Source organism: Oceanicaulis sp. UBA6590, from assembly GCF_002433705.1.
Taxonomy (GTDB): domain Bacteria; phylum Pseudomonadota; class Alphaproteobacteria; order Caulobacterales; family Maricaulaceae; genus Oceanicaulis.
Map to the genome: position 1 here is coordinate 88,170 of NZ_DJIQ01000016.1, position 20,884 is coordinate 109,053.

The window sequence follows — 20,884 nt, forward strand, 5'->3', positions numbered from 1 at the left end:
ACGGCAAGATCGCCATGAAGCTGGACGAAGAGGGCTCGAAAATCCTCGACGTGCGGCTGTGCAATGAGGATCAGGACGTGCTGCTGGTCTCCGCCGGCGGTCGGGCGATCCGCTTCCCGGTGGGCGATGTGCGCGTCTTCGCATCGCGCAACTCCACCGGCGTGCGCGGCATCCGCCTGAAAGAAAACGATCGTCTAATCTCCATGGCGATCCTGAACCATATCGACGTCACCACCGACGAGGCGCGCGCCTATATGAAGCACGCCAACGCCATGCGTCGGGCCGCCGGGCTTGAAGAGGACGACGCTGTCGTCAGCGCGCCTGAAGACGGCGAAGCCGGCGCAGACGTGGCGTTGAGCCCTGAACGAATCGCCGAGCTGGGCGCTGCGGAAGAGTTCGTGCTGACCGTGGCCCAGGACGGCCTCGGCAAGCGCTCGAGCGCCTATGACTACCGCGTCATGGGACGGGGCAATCAGGGCGTGGCCGCGCACGATATGAGCAAGGTCAAGGAACTCGCGGCCTGCTTCCCGGTCATTGATGGCGACACGGTGATGGCCGTCACCGATGGCGGTCAGCTGATCCGCTTCCCGGTGGACACGGTGCGCATCGCGGCGCGCGCCACCAAGGGCGTGCGTCTGATCCGTCTGGCGGAAGGCGAAAAAGTCGTGTCTGTTGTCCGCATCGCCGAGAGCGAGGATGACGCCAGCGCGGAAGAGGACGGCGGTGAAGCGAGCGACGCCCCGAACACTCCGGACGCGCCGGAAGACGAGAACTAGACCGGGTCTTCACCACCAGGCCTGGCTTTGGGGAGTTAAGCCATGAAAAAGCGCGTCGCGCTCTATCCGGGTACGTTCGATCCCATCACGAACGGCCATCTGGATATCATCGGCCGGGCCGTGAAGCTCTATGACAAGCTGGTCATCGGCGTGGCGCGCAATGACGCCAAGGGGCCGCTGTTCAGCTTTGACGAGCGCGTGGACATGGCCCGCGAGCTGGCGGAATCCGTGGCTGGCGACACCGAGATCGAGGTGCTGCCCTTTGAAGGGCTGCTGATGCATTTCGCCGAGAAGGTGGGCGCCAGCTCCATCATTCGCGGCCTGCGCGCGGTTTCCGACTTCGAGTATGAATTCCAGATGGTCGGCATGAACCAGCGCCTTAATGCGGACATCGAGACCGTGTTTCTGATGGCCGATCCGCGCCATCAGGCGATCGCCTCGCGTCTTGTGAAGGAAATCGCCAAGCTGGGCGGGGATATCGATCCCTTCGTGCCGCAGCTTGTCAAAGAGCGCCTGCTGGAGAAATTCGTCTGATGCGTCGCACCGCCCCTCTGTTCGCCACGGCCTGTCTCTCCGCCCTCATGCTGACGGCCTGCGCTGAAGCCGAAACCGGAACGAACGCCCAGGAGGCGGAGACCGCCGCCGAAGCCTCCAGTGCTGACGCCGATGCGCCGGCGCCCGGCGCCGACATTGTCGCGAACGCGCCGGACAGCGCATGGCGTACGGTGGACCCTGACGACCTGCTGCATCTGGTCACCAACAAGGGCGAGGTCTGGATCGAGATCCAGGATGAGTTCACGCCGATCCATGCCGCACGCATTCGGGAGATGGCCGAGGCGAACTGGATGGACTGGAAGGTCTTTCATCGGGTCATTGACGGCTTCATGGCCCAGGGCGGCGGCGCCGTGGACAATCCCAATATCGATGCGCCGTTTGAGTCCATTCAGGGCGAGTTCGGCATCCGTCGCGATCCGAACGAGATCATGGTCAACGAGATCCAGGAACGTCGGGCCGTCCCCCGCGGCGCCATGGCGCAAGCCGGGTTCTGGAACGGGTTTCCGGTCGGCACCCAGCCCTCTGCGTTGGCGGGCATCGTGGCGGATGGTCGCGTCGACAGCTGGCTGATCCATTGCGACGGCGCCGCCGCGATGGCGCGCACCAATGATCCCAACTCCGCCACCGCCCAGTTCTACATTGTGCGCGGCGAGGCCGAGCATCTGAACACCCAGTACACGGTGTGGGGCAAGGTTCGCGTCGGCCAGGACGTCGTGGAAAGCCTGAATGTGGGCACCCAGGGCCAGACCCTGGGCTTCCGTCCCGATATCATCGAGGAATTCGAGATGGCGACCCAGATGGACAATCCGCCGACGGTACAGGTGATGGACACCAGCTCCGCCAGTTTCAGCGCCTATCTTGAAGCCCTGGCCGCAAGCCGCGATAACGGCCGCGTGCCTGATATCTGCTCAATCGACGTGCCTGTGCGCGTCCTCGACTAAGAACACATCCCCAAAGGAGGCCGTCGTGTCCGACGCCAACCAAGAACTGGTTTTCACCCTTGAAGGCGGCGATGTCGTCATTCGCCTGCGCCCCGATCTGGCGCCCAAGCACGTCGCTCGCATTTCCGAGCTGGCGGCGGACGGCTTCTATGACGGCCTGACCTTTCACCGCGTGATCGACGGCTTCGTGGCCCAGGGCGGCTGCCCGAATGGCAATGGCATGGGCGGTTCCGGCCAGAACATCCCGGCCGAGTTCAATGACGAGCCGCATGTGCGCGGCACCATGTCCATGGCCCGCGCCATGGACCCGAATTCCGCCGACAGCCAGTTCTTCATCTGCCTGGACGCCGTGCCGTATCTGGATGGTCAGTACACCGTCTGGGGGGAAGTGACTTCGGGCATGGAACATGTGGACGCGCTGCCCAAGGGCGAGCCGCCGGCCAACCCGGGCAAGATCGTCAAGGCGTTCCTGCGCTAGGCGATTGGGTTCTCGATTTGAAGCGGGCGGTCCATCGGGCCGCCCGTTTTCATATGCGGGATCAGGCGTCGCAGCGCTCCACCAGCGTGAAGACGGGGCGATGATCCGAACCAGCGTCCGGCGCTGCGCCGGTGTAAGAGGCGCAAAGCCCCTCGCTGACCCAGATATGGTCGATCCCGATCACGGGCAGGGGCAGAACCCGCTCTGAAGGCCAGGTCCGAAGACCATGTGTGATCCGCTCCAGCGGGGCGAGGGCGTCAGCCAGCAGCCGCATCTGAAATCCGTGTTCCGCCGTGTTGAAATCACCCGCGAGGATCTGGGACTGATGGGCATGATCCGTGATCAGCTCGCCAAGTTGCTCGCGGTGATACTGATAGAGGTCCGGGCGGGTGGGGCGCGCAAAATGCGTACTGGTCAGGCGCAGGGGCGCGCCCTGGAACTCGATCTCAATGAAGGCGACAGGCACGGTCTCGTACGGGTCGCAGCCCCGCTCCAGAAGCGGCAGACGCGAAATGACTGCGGCGCCCCATCTGCAACGCTGCTGGTAGGGGTAGGTCTCTTGAAGGCTTGCGGGCACGCCGCGCAGCGCGCCCCCCACTTCTTGCAGAAACACCACGTCAAAATCACCCTCCCGCAGATAGGCGATAGCGGCATCCGGATCGCGATTGAGATTCCACATATTGAAACTGGTCAGCCTTAGCGCCTCACCGGTTTCGCTGCGGGGCGGAAGGGCCTCGGGCCGGGGAACAAGCTGGGCGTAGGGCAGGGCGAGAAAGACCAGCGCCGCACTGAGCGCCATGCCAATGGTGCGCAGCGCGAACAATCCCTTCGCCTTGAACACCCATAGCGTGGTGAAGACCGTCGCCCCGGCCAGCACCGGCAGGGGCCAGACCATGTTGAAGACATCCGCCTTGGGATAGACCCGTCCGGTCAAGCTTAGCCCGATGACAAGCACCAGTCCCAGACATGCGCCCATGCAGGCCAGCCAGGCGAGAATTTGATACGCCGCAGGCAGGCGGCTCGGCGTCGGGGTCATGAAGCGATCTGTCCGGATGTCTGGCAGGCGAGCGATAGGGTGCGTATATCACCGCCAGCTTGAAGGAAGGTTATGACCCAAATGCGACTGTCCGATTTTGATTTTCACCTGCCCGAGGACCGGATCGCCCTGCGCCCGGCGCGGCCGCGTGACAGCGCGCGCCTGTTGCAGGTGAAGGATGGCGGTCTGTCTGATCTGGGCGTGCTCGATCTTCCGAACCTGCTCGAACCGGGCGATCTTCTGGTCTTCAACGACACCCGTGTCATCCCGGCGGCGCTGACCGGTGTGCGCCCGGCGCGCGCCCATGGCGGCGGCGGGGATGTGGAGATCGAGATCAATCTGCACAAGCGCGATGATGAAGCCGTCTGGCGCGCCTTTGTCCGGCCCGCCAAGCGCCTGAAAGAGGGCGACACGCTGCACTTCAAGGGCGGGCTGACCGCTGAAGTCCGCGAGAAGCGCGAGGGCGGGGAAGTCGTTCTGACCTTTGATCGTGCGGGCGTTGAACTCGACAAGGCGATTGTGGAGGCCGGGGCGCCGCCGCTGCCGCCCTATATCGCCTCCAAGCGCGCGGCGGACGCCGCTGATCTTGAGGACTATCAGACGGTCTACGCCGCGCCGGACAAGGCGGGGTCTGTCGCTGCGCCCACGGCGGGACTGCACTTCACCGATCGTCTGTTTGCCGCGCTCGATGCGCGCGGGATCAAGCGCACCCATGTGACCTTGCATGTGGGGGCGGGGACCTTCCTGCCGGTGAAGACCGAGGATCTGTCCGAGCATCAGATGCATGCCGAATGGTATTCGGTCAGCGAAGAAGCGGCGCGGACCATCAACGAGACCCGCAAGGCGGGCGGTCGCATCATCGCGGTGGGCACCACCTCGATCCGGACGCTGGAAAGCGCGGCGGAGGAGGACGGGACGGTCCGCGCCGAGGCGCGCGACACCGCGATCTTCATCACGCCGGGTTATCGCTTCAAGGTGATCGACGCGCTGATGACCAATTTCCACCTGCCCAAATCCACGCTCTTCATGCTGGTGAGCGCGCTGGCGGGGTTTGAGGACATGCACGCGGCCTATGCCCACGCCATCGCTGAGCATTACCGCTTCTTCTCCTATGGCGATTCCAGCCTGCTCTGGCGGAAGGACTAGGCCCCGAGCGCCAGCCAGCCGATATAGCCGGCATAGGCCAGCAGGAAGACGCCGCCCTCGATCCGGCTGATGCGCCAGCGGGTGACCGAGAAGACCAGCAATAGCGCCGTGACGGCGCACATCACCCAGACGTCAAAGCTCTGGATGCTGCGCGGAACCTCGATCGGGTTCACCAGCGCCGTGGCGCCCAGAATGAACAGCACGTTGAAGATGTTGCTGCCAACGATATTGCCAAAGGCGATATCGGCCTGCTTGCGCCGGGCTGCGGCCAGCGTGGTCACAAGCTCGGGCAGGGAGGTGCCGACGGCCACGACCGTCAGCCCGATCACGGCTTCGGAGACGCCGAGGAACTCCGCCACGCTGATCGCGCCCGTCACGAAGAAGCGGGCCCCCAGAATGGTCAGCACCAGGCCGCCGACGAAGAAGGCGATATCGCGCCAGACCGGGATTAGGGCGGTATCCTGCGCCGCGTCGTCCGGCGCCTCCCCTGCCGCTTGCGGCGTTTTCAATCCGCTCCAGACTGTGAAGCCCAGATAGGCCAGCAAGGCGAGAATGAAGACGGCGCCAAACATTGGCGTGAGCTGGCCATAGAGGATCATCACGGCGCACAGGAGGGTGGACAGCGCCAGCACGAGGCCGTCACGGCGGAAGGCGGTCTTGTCGATGGCGATGGGCGCCAGAACCGCCGCTGCGCCGAGGATCATCAGGATATTGGCGATATTGCTGCCGACCACATTGCCGACGGCAATGCCCGGCGAGCCCAGATAGGCGGCCTGAAGACTGGTCACCAGTTCCGGCGTCGAGGTGCCAAAGCCCACGAGCGTCAGGCCGATCACCAGCGGCGGCAATCCGGCCCGACGGGCGAGGTCGGACGCGCCCCGCACCAGCATGTCGCCGCCGAAGACCAGCCCGGCGAGGCCAAGTCCCAAAAGCACCAGATCCATGAGTCCGCCCGTCAGCTCGACCGGGACTGATCGCGGCTGCCATCAGGGCGCCCGGGAGCGGGGCCAACATGGGATGCGCTCAGGCGAGACGCAATCATCGCGTCGGCGCGGACTGCGAATAAATCCGTTACTCGGCCGGGCAATAGGCCTGGTTATCCACCTCGTCATAGCCCTGGCGGCTGAGATAGACCGCGCAGCCGCAAGCGAGCTCCGGATCGGCTTTCACGGCCTCGGCGTCATCGAGCACCATCAGGCACAGATACTCGTATTCGTCTTTCATCATGGCGGGCTCCTTTGTGAGCCGTCACACTGCGCCATCATCGCGATCACGGTCCAATCGATAGTTTGTGTGCGTGTGAGTGAGCGGGTCTATAGTGCGTGCAGCGCAGCACAGGAGCGGCCCCATGACGGCGGTCTGGACGGAATGCCTGGAAGGAAGCGGCGTCTGGCGTGCGGTCTATGACTGCCCGGCCTTTGGCGAGGTCAACGCGCTGGCGATCCGTCTGGGCGAGCTGGAGCTGGCGGCGCTCAGTCCGCCGCCGGATCCGGACGGCGTGTATCTGGAGGCTCTGAGCCATCTGGGTCGGATCACCGCCCTGATCGCCCCCAACGCCGCACATACGTCCGGTCTGGCCTCCTGGAAGGCGCGTTGTCCGGATGCCGGGATCTATGCGGCGGACGCGATTGCCGCGACAGTGGCGAAGGCGTGCGGGGAGGTGGTCCAGCCGGTCAGCCGGATCATCGCGCCCGAGGGCTTGGTCATATACGAGGCCCCCGGCGTGACCAGCGGCAGCCTGTTCATGATTTCAAGCCGGGGCGGGAAGACTGTCGCTTACCTCGATGAACTGGTCGTCTGGATGCGCGACTGGCCGCGCAACTGGCTCTCCAGAGCGCTGTATTTTCTGACGGGGACGCATCCGGGACTGACCCTGAACCATCTCTTCCTGCACTGGTTCGGGAGGGACAAGATGGCGCTTCTGAGAGAGGCCGAAAAGATTGCGCAGCGGGCCGACATGATTTGCGGGGCGCACGGGATGACCGTCGAGGACATTGAAGACCTCAACGGCATCCACGCGATGATCCGCTTGGAACGCGAGCGCCGCGATCAGGGGCGGTAACGCGTTCCCGGTTTCTGGCGTGTGCGCAGCTTGGCGGTCAGGTTCGCAAATTCGGTCAGAAGCGGCCGGGTCTCGGCGGGGTCGATGATCTCCTCGATCCAGAACCGCTCGGCGGTCTTGAACGGATCCGACAAATCCTTCATCCGAGCGCGCAATTCAGCTTTCAGCGCTTTAGGATCTTCCGCCTTTTCCAGCACCGACTTGAACGCGGCTTCCACCCCGCCCTCGAGCGGCAGCGAGCCCCAGTCGCCCGACGGCCAGGCATAGCGATAGCGGAAGCGGGTATGGTCCATCATCGCTGCGCCTGCGACGCCATAGGCCTTGCGGATCAGCATGGTGCACCAGGGCACGCTCGCCTGGTAGATCGCCGACAGGGCGCGGGCGCCATGGCGGATCGTGCCGGCACGCTCGGCCCGCGTGCCGATCACAAAGCCCGGGACATCCACGAAATGAACCACAGGCAGGCGGAAGGTTTCCGCCAGATCCACAAAGCGGATGATCTTCTGCGCCGCTTCCGCCGTCCAGCCGCCGCCATAGACATTGGGGTTGCTGGCGAGCACGGCGACCGGCCAGCCATCAAGCCGGGCCAGCGCGGTGATGACCGAGCTGCCGAAATGACGGCCCATCTCGAACACGCTGCCCTGATCAAGCGTCGTGTTGAGGATGGCGCGCATGTCATAGCCAAAGCGCTTATCCTTGGGCACGATCTCCCGAAGGCTCTCATCCAGCCGCTTCGGATCATCGCTGGGCGGGACCCGATCAGCCGCATCCCCCGCCATGTCGGGCAGGTAGGAGAGGAACCAGCGCGCCGCCTCCATGGCGTCCGCCTCGCTGGCATAGGCGTCGTCTGCGGCGCCGGCGGCGAGCTGCAGATCCGACCCGCCGAGCTCTTCCTTGGTGACGTGTTCGCCAATGCCCGCGACCACGGGCGGGCCCGCGATGAACATTTGCGACTGGCCCTTGACCATCACGCAATAGTGCGACGACACGGCGCGCGCGGCGCCGAGGCCCGCCACCGGGCCCAGGGCGAGAGACACCACCGGCACGCGTTCAAGATTGGCGACCACCTGGTCCCAGGCCGGATTGAAGGGGACATAGCTCGCGCCCATGTCGAGGATGGATTTGACCGAGCCGCCGCCGCCCGTGCCCTCGATCAGACGGATCAGCGGCAGGCCCAGCTCGCCCGCCATCTTCTCCGCCTCGATCTGTTTCTCGACGATGGCGGCGTCAACGGCGCCGCCGCGCACCGTGAAATCGTCCGCGACCACCGCCACGGGCCGTCCGCGCACCGTGCCGCGCCCGAAGATGCAATTGGCGGGGGAGAAGTCCTCAAGCCCGCCATCAGACCCGGCGCGCGCTTTTCCTGTGATGGAGCCGATTTCGCGGAAACTGCCCGGATCAAGCAAAAGGTCCAGTCTTTCCCGAACGTTGAGCCGCCCTGCCGCCTTCTGGCGGGCGAGCTTTTCCGCCCCGCCCATGTTATGGGCCAGCGCCTGACGCTTGCGCAAATGGGCGATTTCGTCTTTCCAGCTCATTCAAGTCACTCCCGCTGTCTCGCCAGGTTCTGATGCCCAGCTTCGATTTCGATCTTCACGCCACGGATGGCGCCGCCCGCACCGGTGTGCTCAAGACCCCGCGCGGGGGTATCCGGACCCCCGCCTTCATGCCCGTCGGCACGGCGGCGACGGTGAAGGCGCTCTATCCTGAACAGGTTAAGGAAGCGGGCGCGGATATCATACTGGGAAATACGTATCATCTCATGCTGCGCCCCGGCGCAGAACGGGTGAAGCGTCTGGGCGGGCTGCATCATTTCATGCGCTGGGACGGCCCGATCCTGACAGACTCAGGCGGCTTCCAGGTCTGGTCGCTATCCGATCTGCGTCAGATGAGCGAGAAGGGCGTGGCGTTCAAAAGCCATCTTGATGGCTCAAAGCACATGTTGACGCCCGAGCGCTCCATCGAGATTCAGGCTGACCTTCTGGGCGCGGACATTTCCATGCAGCTCGATGAATGCACGCCCTATCCGTGCGAGCGCGATGCGGCGGCGAGCTCCATGCAGCTGTCACGGCGCTGGGGTTTGCGCTCGAAAGAAGCGTTTGGCGAGCGCTCAAGCCAGGCGCTGTTCGGCATTGTCCAGGGCAGCACCTATGAGGATTTGCGCCGGGAAAGCGCGGAAGGCCTGATCGAGATCGGCTTTGACGGCTACGCCATTGGCGGCCTCGCTGTGGGCGAGGGGTTCGAGATGATGTGCCAGGTCCTCGACGTCACGACGCCCCATCTGCCCCATGAGCGCCCGCGCTATCTGATGGGGGTGGGCAAACCGATTGATCTCGTCGAAGCGGTCGCGCGCGGGGTGGACATGTTCGACTGCGTGCTGCCGACCCGCTCGGGCCGCCACGGTCAGGCCTGGACGGATTGGGGGCCGGTGAACGTCAAGAACGCCCGCTTTGCCGAAGATACCCGCCCGATGGACGAGACGCTCGACTGCCCGGCCAGCCGGGACTATTCGCGCGCTTATCTGCACCATCTGATCCGGGCGGGCGAGTATCTGGGCTCGATGCTCTTGTCCTGGCACAACATTGCCTATTTCGAGAACCTGACTGCCCGCATGCGCGCCGCCATCGCAGCAGGCGAGTTCGAGGCCTTCCGCAACCAGTTCCACGCCCGAATGGCCGAGGGCCCGGACGCGATCTAGTCGAGCCCTTCCTGCTCAGTGCTGAGCAGATTATAGGCGGCGAGCGCCTCGATCAGGGTCTCGCGTTCACAAGCCTGGACATCAAAGGCGCCGCGCAGCCAGGCGCGGCGTTTCTGCGCCAGTTCACGCTCTTGCGCCGCCGCGGCTTCGATTTCGCTGGCCCGGCCCAGAAAGCGCACAACCGGACGGGTGGGGTTCAGCCCCACAATGGTGTCCCGCGCCGTGTCGGCGGCGAGCTCGGGCGCATCCTCCGCGATGGAGCTGGCGAAGCGCGTCGAGCGGTCGATCACGCCTTCCTCTTCATCCATTCCTTCAGAGACCGGCTCAGGTCCCGGCGCCTCCACATCCGGGCCCAGAAGACTGGTCAAACGTGCAATATCCCGCGCGACGGTCTGGCAGGTCCGTTCAGCCCCGGAGCCGCCATACGGGGTGGGCACGGTTTCATCGCCATCATCAATGACGATCTGACCCGGGCGCGCGCGCGGCAGGCCGACCGTGTCGGACGCAACGGATTCGGTCCGACCCAGCGGGGTCCGCGGCAGGTCTGGCAGGCTCGAGCAGGCTGTCAGGACAAGGGCGGCAAAGGCGCTGATCTGTGCTTTGAGAAAGAGGCTCTTCATGGTTTTGTCCTATCACGATCACGCAACTGCAAAAGAGGTGATTTCCCGCATATAGCCGGGTTGACCACTTTCGGAACCGGCTATAGGTTCCGCGCCTCTCGAGACGGAGAGCCGATAGCTCAGCTGGTAGAGCAACTGACTTTTAATCAGTAGGTCCAGGGTTCGAATCCCTGTCGGCTCACCACTTCCTCCCCCTGAAAATTCAGTGACTGGCGGACAGTGGTGTTTCCCGCATGGCGGGATCAATCCTCGTCTTCACTTGTCCTCATGATTGCTTGAAACGTTGACCTGAGCTCGGGGCGCGCTTCACTGTGTCTGTCTTCAGAGAACAGATGGGGCTTCACATCATGATTGTCAGTGCTTTGGCGGCGGTATTTCTCATTCAAGGGCAGCCTCAGGAGTCGACCTGCACAGGCGTCGGCGCTGAAGTGGAGGCGATCTGCGCGGTGTTGAGCGCCCAGCAAAACGCCTGGAATGAGGGCGACATTCCCGGCTTCATGGCCGGCTATTGGCGGAGCGAGGATTTGCGGTTCGCCTCCGGCGGGTCTGTCACCTCGGGCTGGAGCGCGACGCTGGAGCGATATCTGACGCGCTACGACACCCCCGAAGCCATGGGCTGGCTGGCCTTCACCGATCTGGATGTCACCCAGCTGTCTGATGACGCGGCCTATGTGTTCGGACGCTGGACGCTGTACCGCGAGAGTGATGAACCGACGGGGCTGTTCACACTGATCCTGCGCAAGCAGGAGGAGGGCTGGCGCGTCGTTCACGACCATACCTCGGCCGCCGACTAGAGAGTTGGCAGGAGGCAATCGAGCAAGTCCTTGAAATCATGGTTATCAGAAAATTCACGCTGCAGGTGATTTAGACTTTCATCACAACTTTATCAGCACCCTCGATTGAAAGCCTTGAGGGTGAATCATGCTTCACAAAATGCCAGTCGCCCACCTGTTCGGCCTGATCAGCCTGGGCGGGTGTCTTGTGCTGGGCGGAGTCCTTGGGAGCGCTGCCGTCCTTGAAAGCCGGGAGGCGGAGCGCCATTCCGCGATTTCCCGACTGGAGGCGGTCGAGCGATCCCGTCTCACCTCGATCCGGAACTATCTCGAATATGTCGAGGATGATGTGCACCTGCTCGCGCACAGCACGGCCGTGATCCATGCGATCGAGCGTTTTCACGAGGCGTGGATGCAGATGCCCGGGGCGGAAGGCGCGGAAATTCGGCGCCTGTATCGCGAGGAGAACCCCTATGAGGGGGCGGAGCGCATCAATCTGGTCGATGCCGGGGACGGCTCAATGTATTCCGCCGTACATGAGGATCTGCACCCCTGGTTCCGCGACTATCATGATCAGCGCGAATACGCCGACATCTATCTCTTTGATATGCAGGGCAATCTTCTTTACAGCACGGAAAAGAAGGATGATTTCGGAACGAACCTGCTCACCGGCCCCTACCGGGACACGCATCTGTCGCGCGTGATGCAGCAGTCGCTCTCCATTGATCAGAGTGCGACTGCGCTATCGGACTATGCCGCCTATGCCCCGGGCGGAGGGCTGCCCTCAAGTTTCATGGGCTCGCCCGTGTTCGACCATGACGGCAACCGGCTGGGCGCCATCGTCGTCAAGATGCCGACCCGTGAACTGGACCGTCTGATGGCCGAGACGGTCGGTCTGGGAGAGACCGGGGACGCCTATCTGATTGGTGAGGATGGAATTCTGCGCACTCAGCCGCGCTTCAATAATGGCGAGGCCCGCCTGAGCATCGAGCTGCCCGCGGACATTGTAGACATGACGTTCCACGCGGCTGGCGAGGGCCATGTGATCGAAGCCGATGACTGGCGGGGCGTGCACGCCATGGCCATCGGGGATCATTTCGAATTTCTCGGCGTGCATTTCGGCCTCGTGGTGACTCAATCCACCCACGAAACCTTCGCGGTGGCGCGGGCGCTGACCTGGCGCATCATCATCACGGCCATTGTTGTGACCTTGATCGTGTCAGCCCTGAGTTTCTTCCTGGCGCGCAAGCTGGCGCAGCCCATCTCCCAGCTTGCAAGGATTACGGATCGGATCTCGGGCGGTGAACTGGCGCTGCAGGTGCCCTATCAGGAGGCGACCAACGAGATCGGCGCCCTGTCCAAAGCACTCGACGGCTTCCGACTGAGCTCGATCCGTCAGCGCGAGCTGGAACAACGCCAGAGAGACATGGAGGAAGAGGCCAAGACGGTGCGCAAATCAGAGCGCACACGCCTGGCGGACGCCTTTGAACAGCAGGTCGGCGGGGTTGTGACGATTGTCAGTTCCGCGGCGACCGAGCTGAGTGCGGCCTCTCAGAGCCTGTCGGCCGCCGCTGAGGAGACGTCGGTGCAGACCAAGGTCGTGTCTTCCGCTGCGAGCGAGACCACGAATAATGTCCAGAATGTCGCCAGTGCGGCGGAGGAAATGTCTTCCTCCATCGCCAATATGAGATCGCGCGCGCAGATGACGGCGGATCAGGCGCGCCATGTGATGGGTGAAGCGGCCGGTACGGTTGAGAAGGTCAGCCATCTGACGGAGGCGGCCAGCCGGATCGGGGAAGTGGTTGACCTGATCAATTCCATCGCCGAACAGACCAATCTGCTGGCCCTGAACGCCACCATCGAGGCGGCGCGGGCTGGAGAAGCGGGCAAGGGCTTCGCTATCGTGGCCCAGGAAGTCAAGGAGCTGGCCTCCCAGACCGCTTCGGCGACCAAGGACATTGCGGCCCAGATTTCCCAGATTCAGTCTGCGACCGGGGAATCTTCCGCTGCAATCCAGAGCGTCGCGGATGTAATCGGGTCGCTGAGCGCGACGGCGCAGGAGATCGCCGCGGCGGTGGAAGAGCAGGCGGCGGCCACCTCTGAAATCGCCCGGAGCGCGTCGGGCGCTGCGGACAATACGCGCAATGTCTCGGAGAATATCGACGGGGTCGTCATGGCGGCGACAGAATCGTCATCCGCCGCGGCGCAGGTGAACACCGCTTCGAGTGAGCTGACCGTGCAGGCCGAAACCCTGCGCGCCCAGGTCGATCAGTTCCTGGCCCAGATCCGGGCGTCCTAGCTCTGATCGTTCAAAGCCTGGCCCACCAGCCGATCACGTGAAGGGCCAGGGCGCCGGCGCCCAGCATGACGCCGAGCCAGGCGATGTCCGCCAGGCTTCCCTTGGGGCGATCCGCCTTGCGGCTCTGGATCGGGGCGGTCTCCCCAGCTGGCCGAGGCGCTGACGTCGCGATCGGCGCCATCATGCGTCGTCGCAACTCCTTCTCGGCCAGGCGCTTGGCGCGCACATTGTATTTCTGATGGGCGACAAACAGGCGAAGATCCATATCGCTTGCAGCTGTCAGCGTGACGTCATGGGGCAGACGGAAGACGGGGCGCATGGCAGAGGCTCTGGCGAAAGAGGAAAACACGGGCGGCCTGAAACGGAATCACCGCTTCAGGCCGCATCAGGTGGCGATTAGGGCTAGAATTCCTTGGCGATGGTGAAGACCGCCGTGGCGTCCGAACCATCGGTGTCCTCGCTGGTGTCCACATAGGCCAGCGTCCAGTCCACGCCATAGGCCGATCCGCCAATGCCGAGGGTCCAGTCGATCTTGTCATCGCCGTCCCCGTCGAGATCGCCGAACGCGCCGGTCTCATACCCGACGCCCAGCGACAGGCTCAGGCCGGAATCCCCGATCGGCGCGGAGCCGGAGAGATTGAGATAGAGATTGTCATCATCGCCGAGATTGTCCTGCTCGGGGGCGTAGGCGATGGTGCCTGTGGTTTCAAAGAGGCCGATCATGCCTGTCAGGCTGCCATAAACCTCGCCATAGGCGACATCCTCGCCGCCCGGGTAGAAATACCCCAGCACGCCCACATCATAGCTGAGCGCTCCGACGGTTCCGCCATAGCCGGCATAGAGATCAAGCTCCATCTCCGAATTGCCGACGGGTTCGATGCTGGAGCCCCAGGCTCCGATATAGAAACCGGTGTCCAGGGCCAGATCGAAACCGCCCTGGATGGCGATGGCCTCATCACTGAGCGAAGCCCCGCGGAAGCGATAGTCGGTGGTCATGGCGACATTGGCCGAGACTTCCTGGGCGCTGGCCGCGCCTGTGAGCGGGGTCAGGCAGGCGCCGCCCAGAAGCAGGGCCGGAAGCGCACGTCTGGCGAGAGAAATAGTGGTTTTCATGAGTATTCTCCATCGAAGGTTGTAATTGGGATCGGGCTGCGTCCGGGGAAGGGAGGCGAGGCGGCGGCGCCGCCTCGCCTCGGGCTTACTCAGCCGGTTTGACTTTGTCGGGGACGAATTCGGGATAGGCGCTGTGTCCGAGTTCGGACAGATCGCCGCCGACGTCTTCCTCGTCAGGGTTCAGGCGGATGCCGAGCGTGACTTTCAACGCCAGCCAGAGCACGAAGCTGGTCACAAATACAAAGGCTCCGATTGCAACAACACCGACAGCCTGACCGGAAAAGCTTGCATCCGAGTTTGTCAAAGGAACCGCCATCGTGCCCCAGATGCCGGCCATCAGGTGGACCGGGATCGCGCCGACCACATCATCCAGGCGCACGGCCTCGAGCAGCACAGCGCCGAAGGTGGCGATGACCGAACCGACCGCGCCAATCAGGACGGCTTCGAGAATGGTCGGAGTCAGCGGCTCCGCCGTAATCGCGACCAGGCCCGCCAGGGCGCCGTTCAGGACAGAGCCGAGATTGGCTTTGCCTTTGCCCAGCAGCATGGAGAGGATGTAGGCGACGACGACGCCTGAAGCAGCGGCCATGTTGGTATTGGCGAAGATCTGGGACACGGCCGTGGCGTCTGCGGCGCTGCCCAGAGCGAGCTGGGAGGCGCCGTTGAAGCCGAACCATCCAAACCACAGGATGAAGGTGCCCAGCGTGGCCAGGGGAAGCGAGGATCCGTGCATGGTCACGGGTTTGCCGTCGACAAACCGGCCCCGACGCGCGCCCAGCAGGATGACGCCGGCGAGCGCCGCCCAGCCGCCCGTGGAGTGCACCAGGGTGGAGCCTGCGAAGTCAGAGAAGCCGAACTGGCTGTCAAGCCAGCCTGCGCCCCACTCCCAGGATCCCTGGATCGGATAGATCACGCCGGCCAGGATGGCGGTGAAGATGAAGAAGGAGCCGATCCGGACGCGTTCAGCCACGGCGCCGGAAACAATCGAGGCGGTGGTCGCCACGAACACCATCTGGAAGAACCAGTCAGAGGCGCTGGCGTAGCCGCTGGCGGTGATGTCGATCACCTCATCGGCAGCGGTCTCGGACGGGGACCACATGGAGGGCGTTCCAAAGAAGCCGCCATGCGCATCCACGCCCGAATACATGAGGTTATAGCCGACGACGAAAAACATCAGGCCGGCGATGGCGTAGAGGCCGATATTCTTCAGGCAGATGACGGCTGCGTGCTTGGTGCGGACAAAACCGGCTTCGAGCATGGCGAAACCGGCCGCCATCCACATCACCAGAAAGCCGCCGATCAGGAACAGCAGCGTATTGAAGATATAGGCCGTCTCCTCGCTGACTTCGGCGAAGGCGGGTTGAGACGCCAGAAAGGTGAAGCTGAGCGCCGCAAGCGCCATAGCCCCCAGGCGCGTGGCGCGTGCGCGCAGTACGGACTGCGCGCCGTTAAAGTCTGTCATGATTGTGTCCTCGGTCGCACGCTGACGGGCCGGGTGCTCCCCGGAGCCGGCCAGTCGGGTCGAATGAAAGCGACGAAGGACGCGCTGTGATGGCGTACCTGAAAGCCGGTCAGCGCCGACTGGATCCTGTCTCATCCTTGCCTCCGTCGCGGTTTGCGGCGGCCGGCGGTGCGTCTCTAAGGGCGGGCGCGGCTCGGGCCGCGTCTCTCGTTAACAAAAGCTTTGCAGAGTGTATTTTGCGCTGCAACAAAAAAGTGAAAATTTTTGTTTCCCATAGCGACAATTATGGCCGTTAGGTCACAGTCGCGATGAATACATGGAAAATTCTGAAGGAAGAAAAAAAGGCGGGTCGAGCCCGCCTTCTAGTTTTAGAGACGACCCCGAGGCCGCCCGTGAACGCTCACAGCTTCATGACGGTTCAGCAAAAGAAAAAGAAAAATATTCGGACAAAGAGGGATAAGGTGCTCGATACAAGAGCGGTCAATCTACAAAATCGTGCATGATCCGTAAAAACTGGCTCCAATTGTTCACTAAAGTGGTTCTAAATATCAGATTTGATCACCGAGAGAAATTCTGAGCCGTATCGCTCGAGTTTGCGGGCGCCGACCCCGAAAATGCGCGATAGCGCCTCAGGAGTCTGGGGTTTTTCGGCCGCCATTTCGATCAGAGTGCGGTCTGCAAATATAGTATAGGCCGGCTTGCCGCTCTCCTTGGCGAGCTCCAGCCGCTTTTTGCGCAGTGCAATATAAATCGTGCGATCCGCCTCGGAGAGCAGCTGATCTGCTGCATCGCTCGGGCGGGCCCGAGAGGACCGCACTCCACGCTGCTCCTCGGGCGGCCGCAAGCGGATGCCCTGTTTTGCGAACAGGATGTCCTTGCCCTTGGCGGTGATGATCCATTCGCCATGGCCGTCGATGGGCTGATCTATGGCGCCCGACGCAAAGAGCTGTCGGAACACGCTCATCCATTGTTCCTTGGACAGGTCCTCTCCGACGCCGAAGGTGGGCAAGGCGTCGTGCCCGCGCGCCATGACCTTGTCGGTCTTCAGCCCCCGCAGAACGCTGATCAGGTGCTCAAGCCCGAATCGCTGCCCGGTCCGGGCGATGGCCGACATGGCCTTCTGGGCCAGCACCGCGCCGTCGATCAGTTGAGGCGGGTCATCACACAGGTCGCAATGACCGCAGGGCGAGATCTCGTCGCCGAAATAGCCAAGCAGGGTTTGCCGGCGGCACTGAGGCGCCTCGCAATACGCGATCAGTGCGGACAGGCGCCGCATCTCCATGCGCTTGCGGTCATCATCGGAGTCGCTGTCATTGATCTGGCGCCGCCGCAGGGCGGCATCGCCAAGCGACCACAGCATCAATGTATCCGCCGGATCGCCATCGCGCCCGGCGCGTCCGATCTCCTGGTAATAGGCCTCCATGGATTTGGGCAGGGCGGCGTGTACCACGTAGCGCACATCAGGTTTGTCCACGCCCATGCCGAAGGCGATGGTGGCGCACATGACAACCCCGTCGCCCTTGACGAACTCGTCCTGACGAAAGCTGCGCGTCTCTGAATCCAGTCCGGCGTGATAGGAGAGCGCGTACACATCCTCGGCGCGCAGTTTCTCGGCCATGTCGTCACAGGCCTTTCGGCTGGCGCAATAGATGATGCCTGCCCGGTCGGGCCTTGCCTTGACGAAGTCGATGACCTGGCTGTTGCCCTGACGGCGCGCGCCAACAGCCAGATGCAGGTTCGGACGGTCAAAGCCGGACACGAATTCCGCAGGGGGCTGCTCGAACAGGCGCGCAGAGATGTCCCGCCGCGCCGCTGCGTCGGCGGTGGCCGTGAAGGCGGCGATCTGCGGGCGACCGGCGGCCCGGGCGAAGTCCGAGATGCGCAGATAGTCGGGGCGGAAGTCATGGCCCCATTGCGAGACGCAATGGGCTTCATCCACCGCAATCATGGTCAGCCCCGCTCGTCCCAGGCGTTCGGCTAGGCCTGGAACCGCCATCCGCTCGGGAGCCATGTAGAGAAGCCGGAGACTGCCTTCGTCGAGCGCTCTCCAGGCCGCCTCGCGGTCATCCGCCTCATCAGCAGAGGTGAGGGCGGCGGCGTTGACCCCGGCCGTCTGAAGCGCGCTCACCTGGTCGCGCATCAGGGCGATAAGCGGGGAGATGACCACGGTGAGGCCGCCCCGCATCAGCGCAGGCAGCTGATAGCACATCGACTTTCCGCGTCCGGTCGGCATGACGGCGAGCACGTCGCGGCCCTGCAGAACGCTCTCGATGATTTCCCCCTGCCCGGGCCGGAAGTCGTGATAGCCGAATGCCTCGGCCATCTTGGCGCGAGCCTTGTCGAGTTGGGGGGAGGGGGGCGAATCGGAGTGGAGCATGTGCGCAGGCTAGGCGGCGCAAAAGCCGGGGCAATACACAAGCGCTGCTTGCGCTGGGCCTGAGGCGGGGCTAGCCCAGACAGGACATCGCCCTAACCGTTCTGCTCTGGAGCCGTACATGACCCTCGCGCCGTTGTCCCATATCAAGGTTCTGGACCTGTCCCGGGTTCTCGCGGGGCCCTGGTGCGCGCAAATCCTGGGGGATCTGGGCGCCGACGTCATCAAGGTGGAGAACCCGGCATCCGGCGATGATACGCGTCGCTGGGGGCCGCCCTTTCTCAAGGACGAGAGCGGCGCGGAGGCGGATGCGGCCTATTATCTGTGCGCCAACCGCAACAAGCGCTCCATCGCCGTCAACATTACGGATCCGGACGGTCAGGCGATTCTGAAGCGGCTGGCCGCCGAGAGCGATGTGGTGATCGAGAACTACAAGACCGGCGGCCTGCGCAAGTACGGGCTCGATTACGACAGCCTGAGCGCGATCAACCCTGATCTGGTCTATTGCTCGGTGACCGGCTTCGGCCAGACGGGCCCGTGGTCGAACCAGCCCGGCTACGACTTTCTGATCCAGGCCATGGGCGGCCTGATGAGCGTGACCGGCGAAGATGCGCCGATGAAGGTGGGCGTGCCGGCCGTCGATCTGTTTACCGGCGTGTATGCGGCGGGCGCGGTCATGGCGGCGCTGATCGCCCGCTCTACGGGTCGGGGCGGCCAACATATCGACATGGCGTTGTTTGATGTGCAGGCCGCAATGCTGGCCAACCAGGCGGCGAACTATTTCGTTTCCGGCAAGCCGCCAGGGCGCGCCGGAAACGCGCATCCCAATATCGTTCCGTATCAGGACTTCCCGACGGCGGACGGGCGACTGGCGGTGGCTGTGGGCAATGATGGCCAGTTCCAGGCGTTTGCATCGGCTCTGGGGCGACCGGAATGGGGGGCGGACTCGCGTTTCAGGCGAAATTCGGATCGCGTCGCCAACCGGGAAATCCTCGTCGCTGAGATCACCCTGGTCCTGGCGACGCGGGGCACGGATCACTGGATAGGCGCACTGCACGAGGCGGGCGTGCCATGCGGGCCGATCCTGCAACTGGATCAGGTCTTCAGCCATGAACAGGCCCGCTCGCGAGAGCTGGCGTTCACGCTGCCGATGACCGGCATTGGCGACGCTCCCATGATTGCGAATCCGATGCGCCTGCTCCAGACGCCGCCGCAATATCATCGCGCGCCGCCGCGTTTCGCGGAACACACCCAGGAGGTGTTGCATGAACGCCTCGGGGTGGATGAAAATGAGTTTCTGGCGCTCCAGGAGCGTTCCGTCGTGCGCTAACGGGGGCGGAATCCGCGCCATTCCAGTGGTGTTGTGCAATCAAATCAGTTATCGATGTGCGTGACATGGAACCAATGCTCGTCTTGGTGCGTTGGGCACGATGTTAATTTTAATGCTCACACGAAGGGCGTTCTCCGCCCGGAGGGGGATAGGATGAAAACAAAGCTTCTTTCGGCAGTCGCCGTTGGGGCCATCCTCGCCGCGCCGTCCATGGCGGTTGCGGATGAAGGTTGGTACGTCAGCGGTGCGCTTGGTTATGGCGCTCCGGGCGACGTTGATGTCTCCGGCAGCCTGAACGGCGAGATCCAGGGCGAAGGCGATATTCGCGAAAAGCTGGCTCTCGGCTACCAGTGGGCCAACAACTGGCGTCTTGAAGGTGAGCTGGCTCACCGCTTCAACGACACCGGCGCTGTCGGCAACTTCGAGAACAGCAGCTCGGACTTCCAGGTGTGGTCCGGCATGCTGAACCTCATCTATGATTTCGACACGGGTTCGTTCTGGACTCCCTACATCGGCGCTGGTCTGGGCTGGGTTCAGTCCGACATTTCCGCCATGGGCTGGGACACCGGCACCTACTCCCCGGCTTCGACCTTCGTGACGGTCGACGATTCTGATGCAACGGTCGGCTATCAGCTGATCGCCGGCATCGGCTGGGAGCTCGCCCGCAACCTGACCCTCGACACCGAGTACCGTTACTTCGGCTACGGCGAGACCGATTATGCTCCGAACCTGGAGCTGGGTCGCGTTGGCGGTCATGAGGCCTGGATCGGCCTGCGCTATCTGTTCTCCGCTCCGGAGCCTGCTGCGCCGCCGCCCCCGCCGCCGCCCCCGCCGCCCCCGCCCCCGCCGCCGCCTCCTCCGCCGCCTCCGGCGCCGGAATGTGAAGACGCCGGCTTCGTGGTGTACTTCGCTTGGGACCGTTCCGAGATCTCCAGCCAGGCGGCTGCCGTGATCAACCAGGCGGTCAGCCAGGCTCGCAATTGCGGCGTGGCTTCCGTGAGCATCGACGGCCACGCTGACCGTTCGGGCGCTGCGTCCTACAACGTCGGCCTGTCCGAGCGCCGTGCGCGTGCGGTCCGCGACGAAATGGTTCGCCTCGGCGTTCCGGCGTCCGCCATCTCTCTCGAAGCCTTCGGCGAAAGCCGTCCGGCCGTCGAGACCCCGGATGGCGTGCGTGAGCCGCTCAACCGTCGCGCTGAAGTGATGATCGACCTGAACTAGGTC

20 protein-coding genes and 1 tRNA gene are annotated in these 20,884 nt (G+C 63.6%); 12 read left to right on the forward strand and 9 right to left on the reverse strand.

Annotation, left to right across the window (positions count from 1 at the left end):
* The 4 genes from B2Z70_RS03405 to B2Z70_RS03420 form a co-directional block, all read left to right on the forward strand.
* The coding region (locus tag B2Z70_RS03405) for a DNA gyrase C-terminal beta-propeller domain-containing protein (protein ID WP_292981005.1) at positions 1-776 on the forward strand (776 nt) is incomplete at its 5' end.
* A gap of 42 nt (positions 777-818) precedes the next feature.
* Positions 819-1,310 carry a pantetheine-phosphate adenylyltransferase gene (gene coaD / locus B2Z70_RS03410; RefSeq protein ID WP_009801227.1) on the forward strand — a complete coding sequence of 164 codons (492 nt, stop codon included), beginning with the start codon at positions 819-821 and terminating at the stop codon, positions 1,308-1,310.
* Positions 1,310-2,272 carry a peptidylprolyl isomerase gene (locus B2Z70_RS03415; protein WP_292981007.1) on the forward strand — a complete coding sequence of 321 codons (963 nt, stop codon included), beginning with the start codon at positions 1,310-1,312 and terminating at the stop codon, positions 2,270-2,272. Before coaD ends, B2Z70_RS03415 begins: the two co-directional genes overlap by 1 nt.
* A 25-nt stretch (positions 2,273-2,297) precedes the next feature.
* Complete coding sequence (locus B2Z70_RS03420; protein WP_009801225.1) at positions 2,298-2,750, forward strand: peptidylprolyl isomerase; 453 nt, start codon at positions 2,298-2,300, stop codon at positions 2,748-2,750.
* 61 nt (positions 2,751-2,811) lie between these two features.
* Here the strand turns inward: B2Z70_RS03420 and B2Z70_RS03425 are convergent, their stop codons facing one another.
* Positions 2,812-3,786 carry an endonuclease/exonuclease/phosphatase family protein gene (locus B2Z70_RS03425; RefSeq protein WP_292981009.1) on the reverse strand — a complete coding sequence of 325 codons (975 nt, stop codon included), beginning with the start codon at positions 3,784-3,786 and terminating at the stop codon, positions 2,812-2,814.
* Positions 3,787-3,867: 81 nt separating this feature from the next.
* On the opposite strand from B2Z70_RS03425, the gene queA reads away from it, so the two are divergent.
* Entirely contained in the window at positions 3,868-4,932 is a 1,065-nt protein-coding gene (gene queA / locus B2Z70_RS03430; protein ID WP_348764620.1) for a tRNA preQ1(34) S-adenosylmethionine ribosyltransferase-isomerase QueA, read from the forward strand.
* Here the strand turns inward: queA and B2Z70_RS03435 are convergent.
* A complete protein-coding gene (locus B2Z70_RS03435) occupies positions 4,929-5,876 on the reverse strand; it encodes a calcium/sodium antiporter (RefSeq protein ID WP_292981013.1) in 948 nt (315 codons plus the stop codon). The two genes, queA and B2Z70_RS03435, sit on opposite strands and share 4 nt — an antisense overlap.
* 127 nt (positions 5,877-6,003) lie before the next feature.
* Positions 6,004-6,159 carry a hypothetical protein gene (locus B2Z70_RS03440; RefSeq protein ID WP_009801221.1) on the reverse strand — a complete coding sequence of 52 codons (156 nt, stop codon included), beginning with the start codon at positions 6,157-6,159 and terminating at the stop codon, positions 6,004-6,006.
* A 121-nt stretch (positions 6,160-6,280) separates the two neighbouring features.
* Between B2Z70_RS03440 and B2Z70_RS03445 the strand changes: the two genes are divergently transcribed.
* A complete protein-coding gene (locus B2Z70_RS03445; RefSeq protein ID WP_292981015.1) occupies positions 6,281-6,994 on the forward strand; it encodes a hypothetical protein in 714 nt (237 codons plus the stop codon).
* On the opposite strand, the gene B2Z70_RS03450 is transcribed toward B2Z70_RS03445, so the two are convergent.
* Positions 6,982-8,529, reverse strand: a complete 1,548-nt coding sequence (locus tag B2Z70_RS03450) for an acyl-CoA carboxylase subunit beta (RefSeq protein ID WP_292981017.1) — start codon at positions 8,527-8,529, stop codon at positions 6,982-6,984. The genes B2Z70_RS03445 and B2Z70_RS03450 overlap by 13 nt on opposite strands.
* 32 nt (positions 8,530-8,561) lie before the next feature.
* Here B2Z70_RS03450 and tgt point away from each other — a divergent pair, with 32 nt between their 5' ends.
* Positions 8,562-9,689 (forward strand): tRNA guanosine(34) transglycosylase Tgt, encoded by a 1,128-nt coding sequence (gene tgt / locus B2Z70_RS03455; protein ID WP_009801218.1) that lies wholly within the window; start codon positions 8,562-8,564, stop codon positions 9,687-9,689.
* On the opposite strand, the gene B2Z70_RS03460 is transcribed toward tgt, so the two are convergent.
* The gene (locus B2Z70_RS03460; RefSeq protein WP_009801217.1) at positions 9,686-10,309 is read right to left on the reverse strand and encodes a hypothetical protein; all 624 of its coding nucleotides are present in this window, start codon (positions 10,307-10,309) and stop codon (positions 9,686-9,688) included. The genes tgt and B2Z70_RS03460 overlap by 4 nt on opposite strands.
* Positions 10,310-10,417: 108 nt before the next feature.
* On the opposite strand from B2Z70_RS03460, the gene B2Z70_RS03465 reads away from it, so the two are divergent.
* From B2Z70_RS03465 to B2Z70_RS03475, 3 genes are all read left to right on the forward strand, one after another.
* Positions 10,418-10,493 (forward strand) — tRNA-Lys (locus B2Z70_RS03465).
* A gap of 148 nt (positions 10,494-10,641) precedes the next feature.
* Positions 10,642-11,103, forward strand: a complete 462-nt coding sequence (locus B2Z70_RS03470) for a YybH family protein (protein ID WP_009801216.1) — start codon at positions 10,642-10,644, stop codon at positions 11,101-11,103.
* Positions 11,104-11,230: 127 nt separating this feature from the next.
* A complete protein-coding gene (locus tag B2Z70_RS03475) occupies positions 11,231-13,381 on the forward strand; it encodes a methyl-accepting chemotaxis protein (protein ID WP_292981021.1) in 2,151 nt (716 codons plus the stop codon).
* A gap of 10 nt (positions 13,382-13,391) precedes the next feature.
* Here the strand turns inward: B2Z70_RS03475 and B2Z70_RS03480 are convergent, their stop codons facing one another.
* The 4 genes from B2Z70_RS03480 to recQ all read right to left on the reverse strand — a co-directional run bounded on the left by B2Z70_RS03480 (position 13,392) and on the right by recQ (position 18,333).
* Positions 13,392-13,700, reverse strand: a complete 309-nt coding sequence (locus tag B2Z70_RS03480; RefSeq protein WP_292981024.1) for a hypothetical protein — start codon at positions 13,698-13,700, stop codon at positions 13,392-13,394.
* A gap of 83 nt (positions 13,701-13,783) precedes the next feature.
* Positions 13,784-14,494, reverse strand: a complete 711-nt coding sequence (locus B2Z70_RS03485; RefSeq protein WP_292981027.1) for a TorF family putative porin — start codon at positions 14,492-14,494, stop codon at positions 13,784-13,786.
* Positions 14,495-14,579: 85 nt separating this feature from the next.
* The gene (gene amtB / locus B2Z70_RS03490; RefSeq protein WP_292981030.1) at positions 14,580-15,956 is read right to left on the reverse strand and encodes an ammonium transporter AmtB; all 1,377 of its coding nucleotides are present in this window, start codon (positions 15,954-15,956) and stop codon (positions 14,580-14,582) included.
* Positions 15,957-16,497: 541 nt separating this feature from the next.
* A complete protein-coding gene (gene recQ / locus B2Z70_RS03495; protein WP_292981033.1) occupies positions 16,498-18,333 on the reverse strand; it encodes a DNA helicase RecQ in 1,836 nt (611 codons plus the stop codon).
* Positions 18,334-18,451: 118 nt separating this feature from the next.
* Between recQ and B2Z70_RS03500 the strand changes: the two genes are divergently transcribed.
* Both B2Z70_RS03500 and B2Z70_RS03505 read left to right on the forward strand, forming a co-directional pair.
* Positions 18,452-19,660 carry a CaiB/BaiF CoA transferase family protein gene (locus B2Z70_RS03500; RefSeq protein WP_009801210.1) on the forward strand — a complete coding sequence of 403 codons (1,209 nt, stop codon included), beginning with the start codon at positions 18,452-18,454 and terminating at the stop codon, positions 19,658-19,660.
* A gap of 153 nt (positions 19,661-19,813) precedes the next feature.
* Entirely contained in the window at positions 19,814-20,881 is a 1,068-nt protein-coding gene (locus tag B2Z70_RS03505; protein WP_009801209.1) for an OmpA family protein, read from the forward strand.
* Positions 20,882-20,884 lie beyond the last annotated feature (3 nt).

Excerpts from the sequence above, each read along its gene's own strand:
- B2Z70_RS03505 (WP_009801209.1), top strand. The coding sequence starts at position 19,814 with ATGAAAACAAAGCTTCTTTCGGCAGTCGCCGTTGGGGCCATCCTCGCC.
- B2Z70_RS03485 (WP_292981027.1), bottom strand. The coding sequence starts at position 14,494 with ATGAAAACCACTATTTCTCTCGCCAGACGTGCGCTTCCGGCCCTGCTT.
- B2Z70_RS03460 (WP_009801217.1), bottom strand. The coding sequence starts at position 10,309 with ATGAAGAGCCTCTTTCTCAAAGCACAGATCAGCGCCTTTGCCGCCCTT.
- B2Z70_RS03415 (WP_292981007.1), top strand. The coding sequence starts at position 1,310 with ATGCGTCGCACCGCCCCTCTGTTCGCCACGGCCTGTCTCTCCGCCCTC.
- B2Z70_RS03425 (WP_292981009.1), bottom strand. The coding sequence starts at position 3,786 with ATGACCCCGACGCCGAGCCGCCTGCCTGCGGCGTATCAAATTCTCGCC.
- B2Z70_RS03470 (WP_009801216.1), top strand. The coding sequence starts at position 10,642 with ATGGGGCTTCACATCATGATTGTCAGTGCTTTGGCGGCGGTATTTCTC.
- B2Z70_RS03480 (WP_292981024.1), bottom strand. The coding sequence starts at position 13,700 with ATGCGCCCCGTCTTCCGTCTGCCCCATGACGTCACGCTGACAGCTGCA.
- B2Z70_RS03475 (WP_292981021.1), top strand. The coding sequence starts at position 11,231 with ATGCTTCACAAAATGCCAGTCGCCCACCTGTTCGGCCTGATCAGCCTG.
- amtB (WP_292981030.1), bottom strand. The coding sequence starts at position 15,956 with ATGACAGACTTTAACGGCGCGCAGTCCGTACTGCGCGCACGCGCCACG.
- B2Z70_RS03445 (WP_292981015.1), top strand. The coding sequence starts at position 6,281 with ATGACGGCGGTCTGGACGGAATGCCTGGAAGGAAGCGGCGTCTGGCGT.
- tgt (WP_009801218.1), top strand. The coding sequence starts at position 8,562 with ATGCCCAGCTTCGATTTCGATCTTCACGCCACGGATGGCGCCGCCCGC.
- B2Z70_RS03435 (WP_292981013.1), bottom strand. The coding sequence starts at position 5,876 with ATGGATCTGGTGCTTTTGGGACTTGGCCTCGCCGGGCTGGTCTTCGGC.
- B2Z70_RS03500 (WP_009801210.1), top strand. The coding sequence starts at position 18,452 with ATGACCCTCGCGCCGTTGTCCCATATCAAGGTTCTGGACCTGTCCCGG.
- B2Z70_RS03450 (WP_292981017.1), bottom strand. The coding sequence starts at position 8,529 with ATGAGCTGGAAAGACGAAATCGCCCATTTGCGCAAGCGTCAGGCGCTG.
- queA (WP_348764620.1), top strand. The coding sequence starts at position 3,868 with ATGCGACTGTCCGATTTTGATTTTCACCTGCCCGAGGACCGGATCGCC.
- recQ (WP_292981033.1), bottom strand. The coding sequence starts at position 18,333 with ATGCTCCACTCCGATTCGCCCCCCTCCCCCCAACTCGACAAGGCTCGC.
- coaD (WP_009801227.1), top strand. The coding sequence starts at position 819 with ATGAAAAAGCGCGTCGCGCTCTATCCGGGTACGTTCGATCCCATCACG.
- B2Z70_RS03440 (WP_009801221.1), bottom strand. The coding sequence starts at position 6,159 with ATGATGAAAGACGAATACGAGTATCTGTGCCTGATGGTGCTCGATGAC.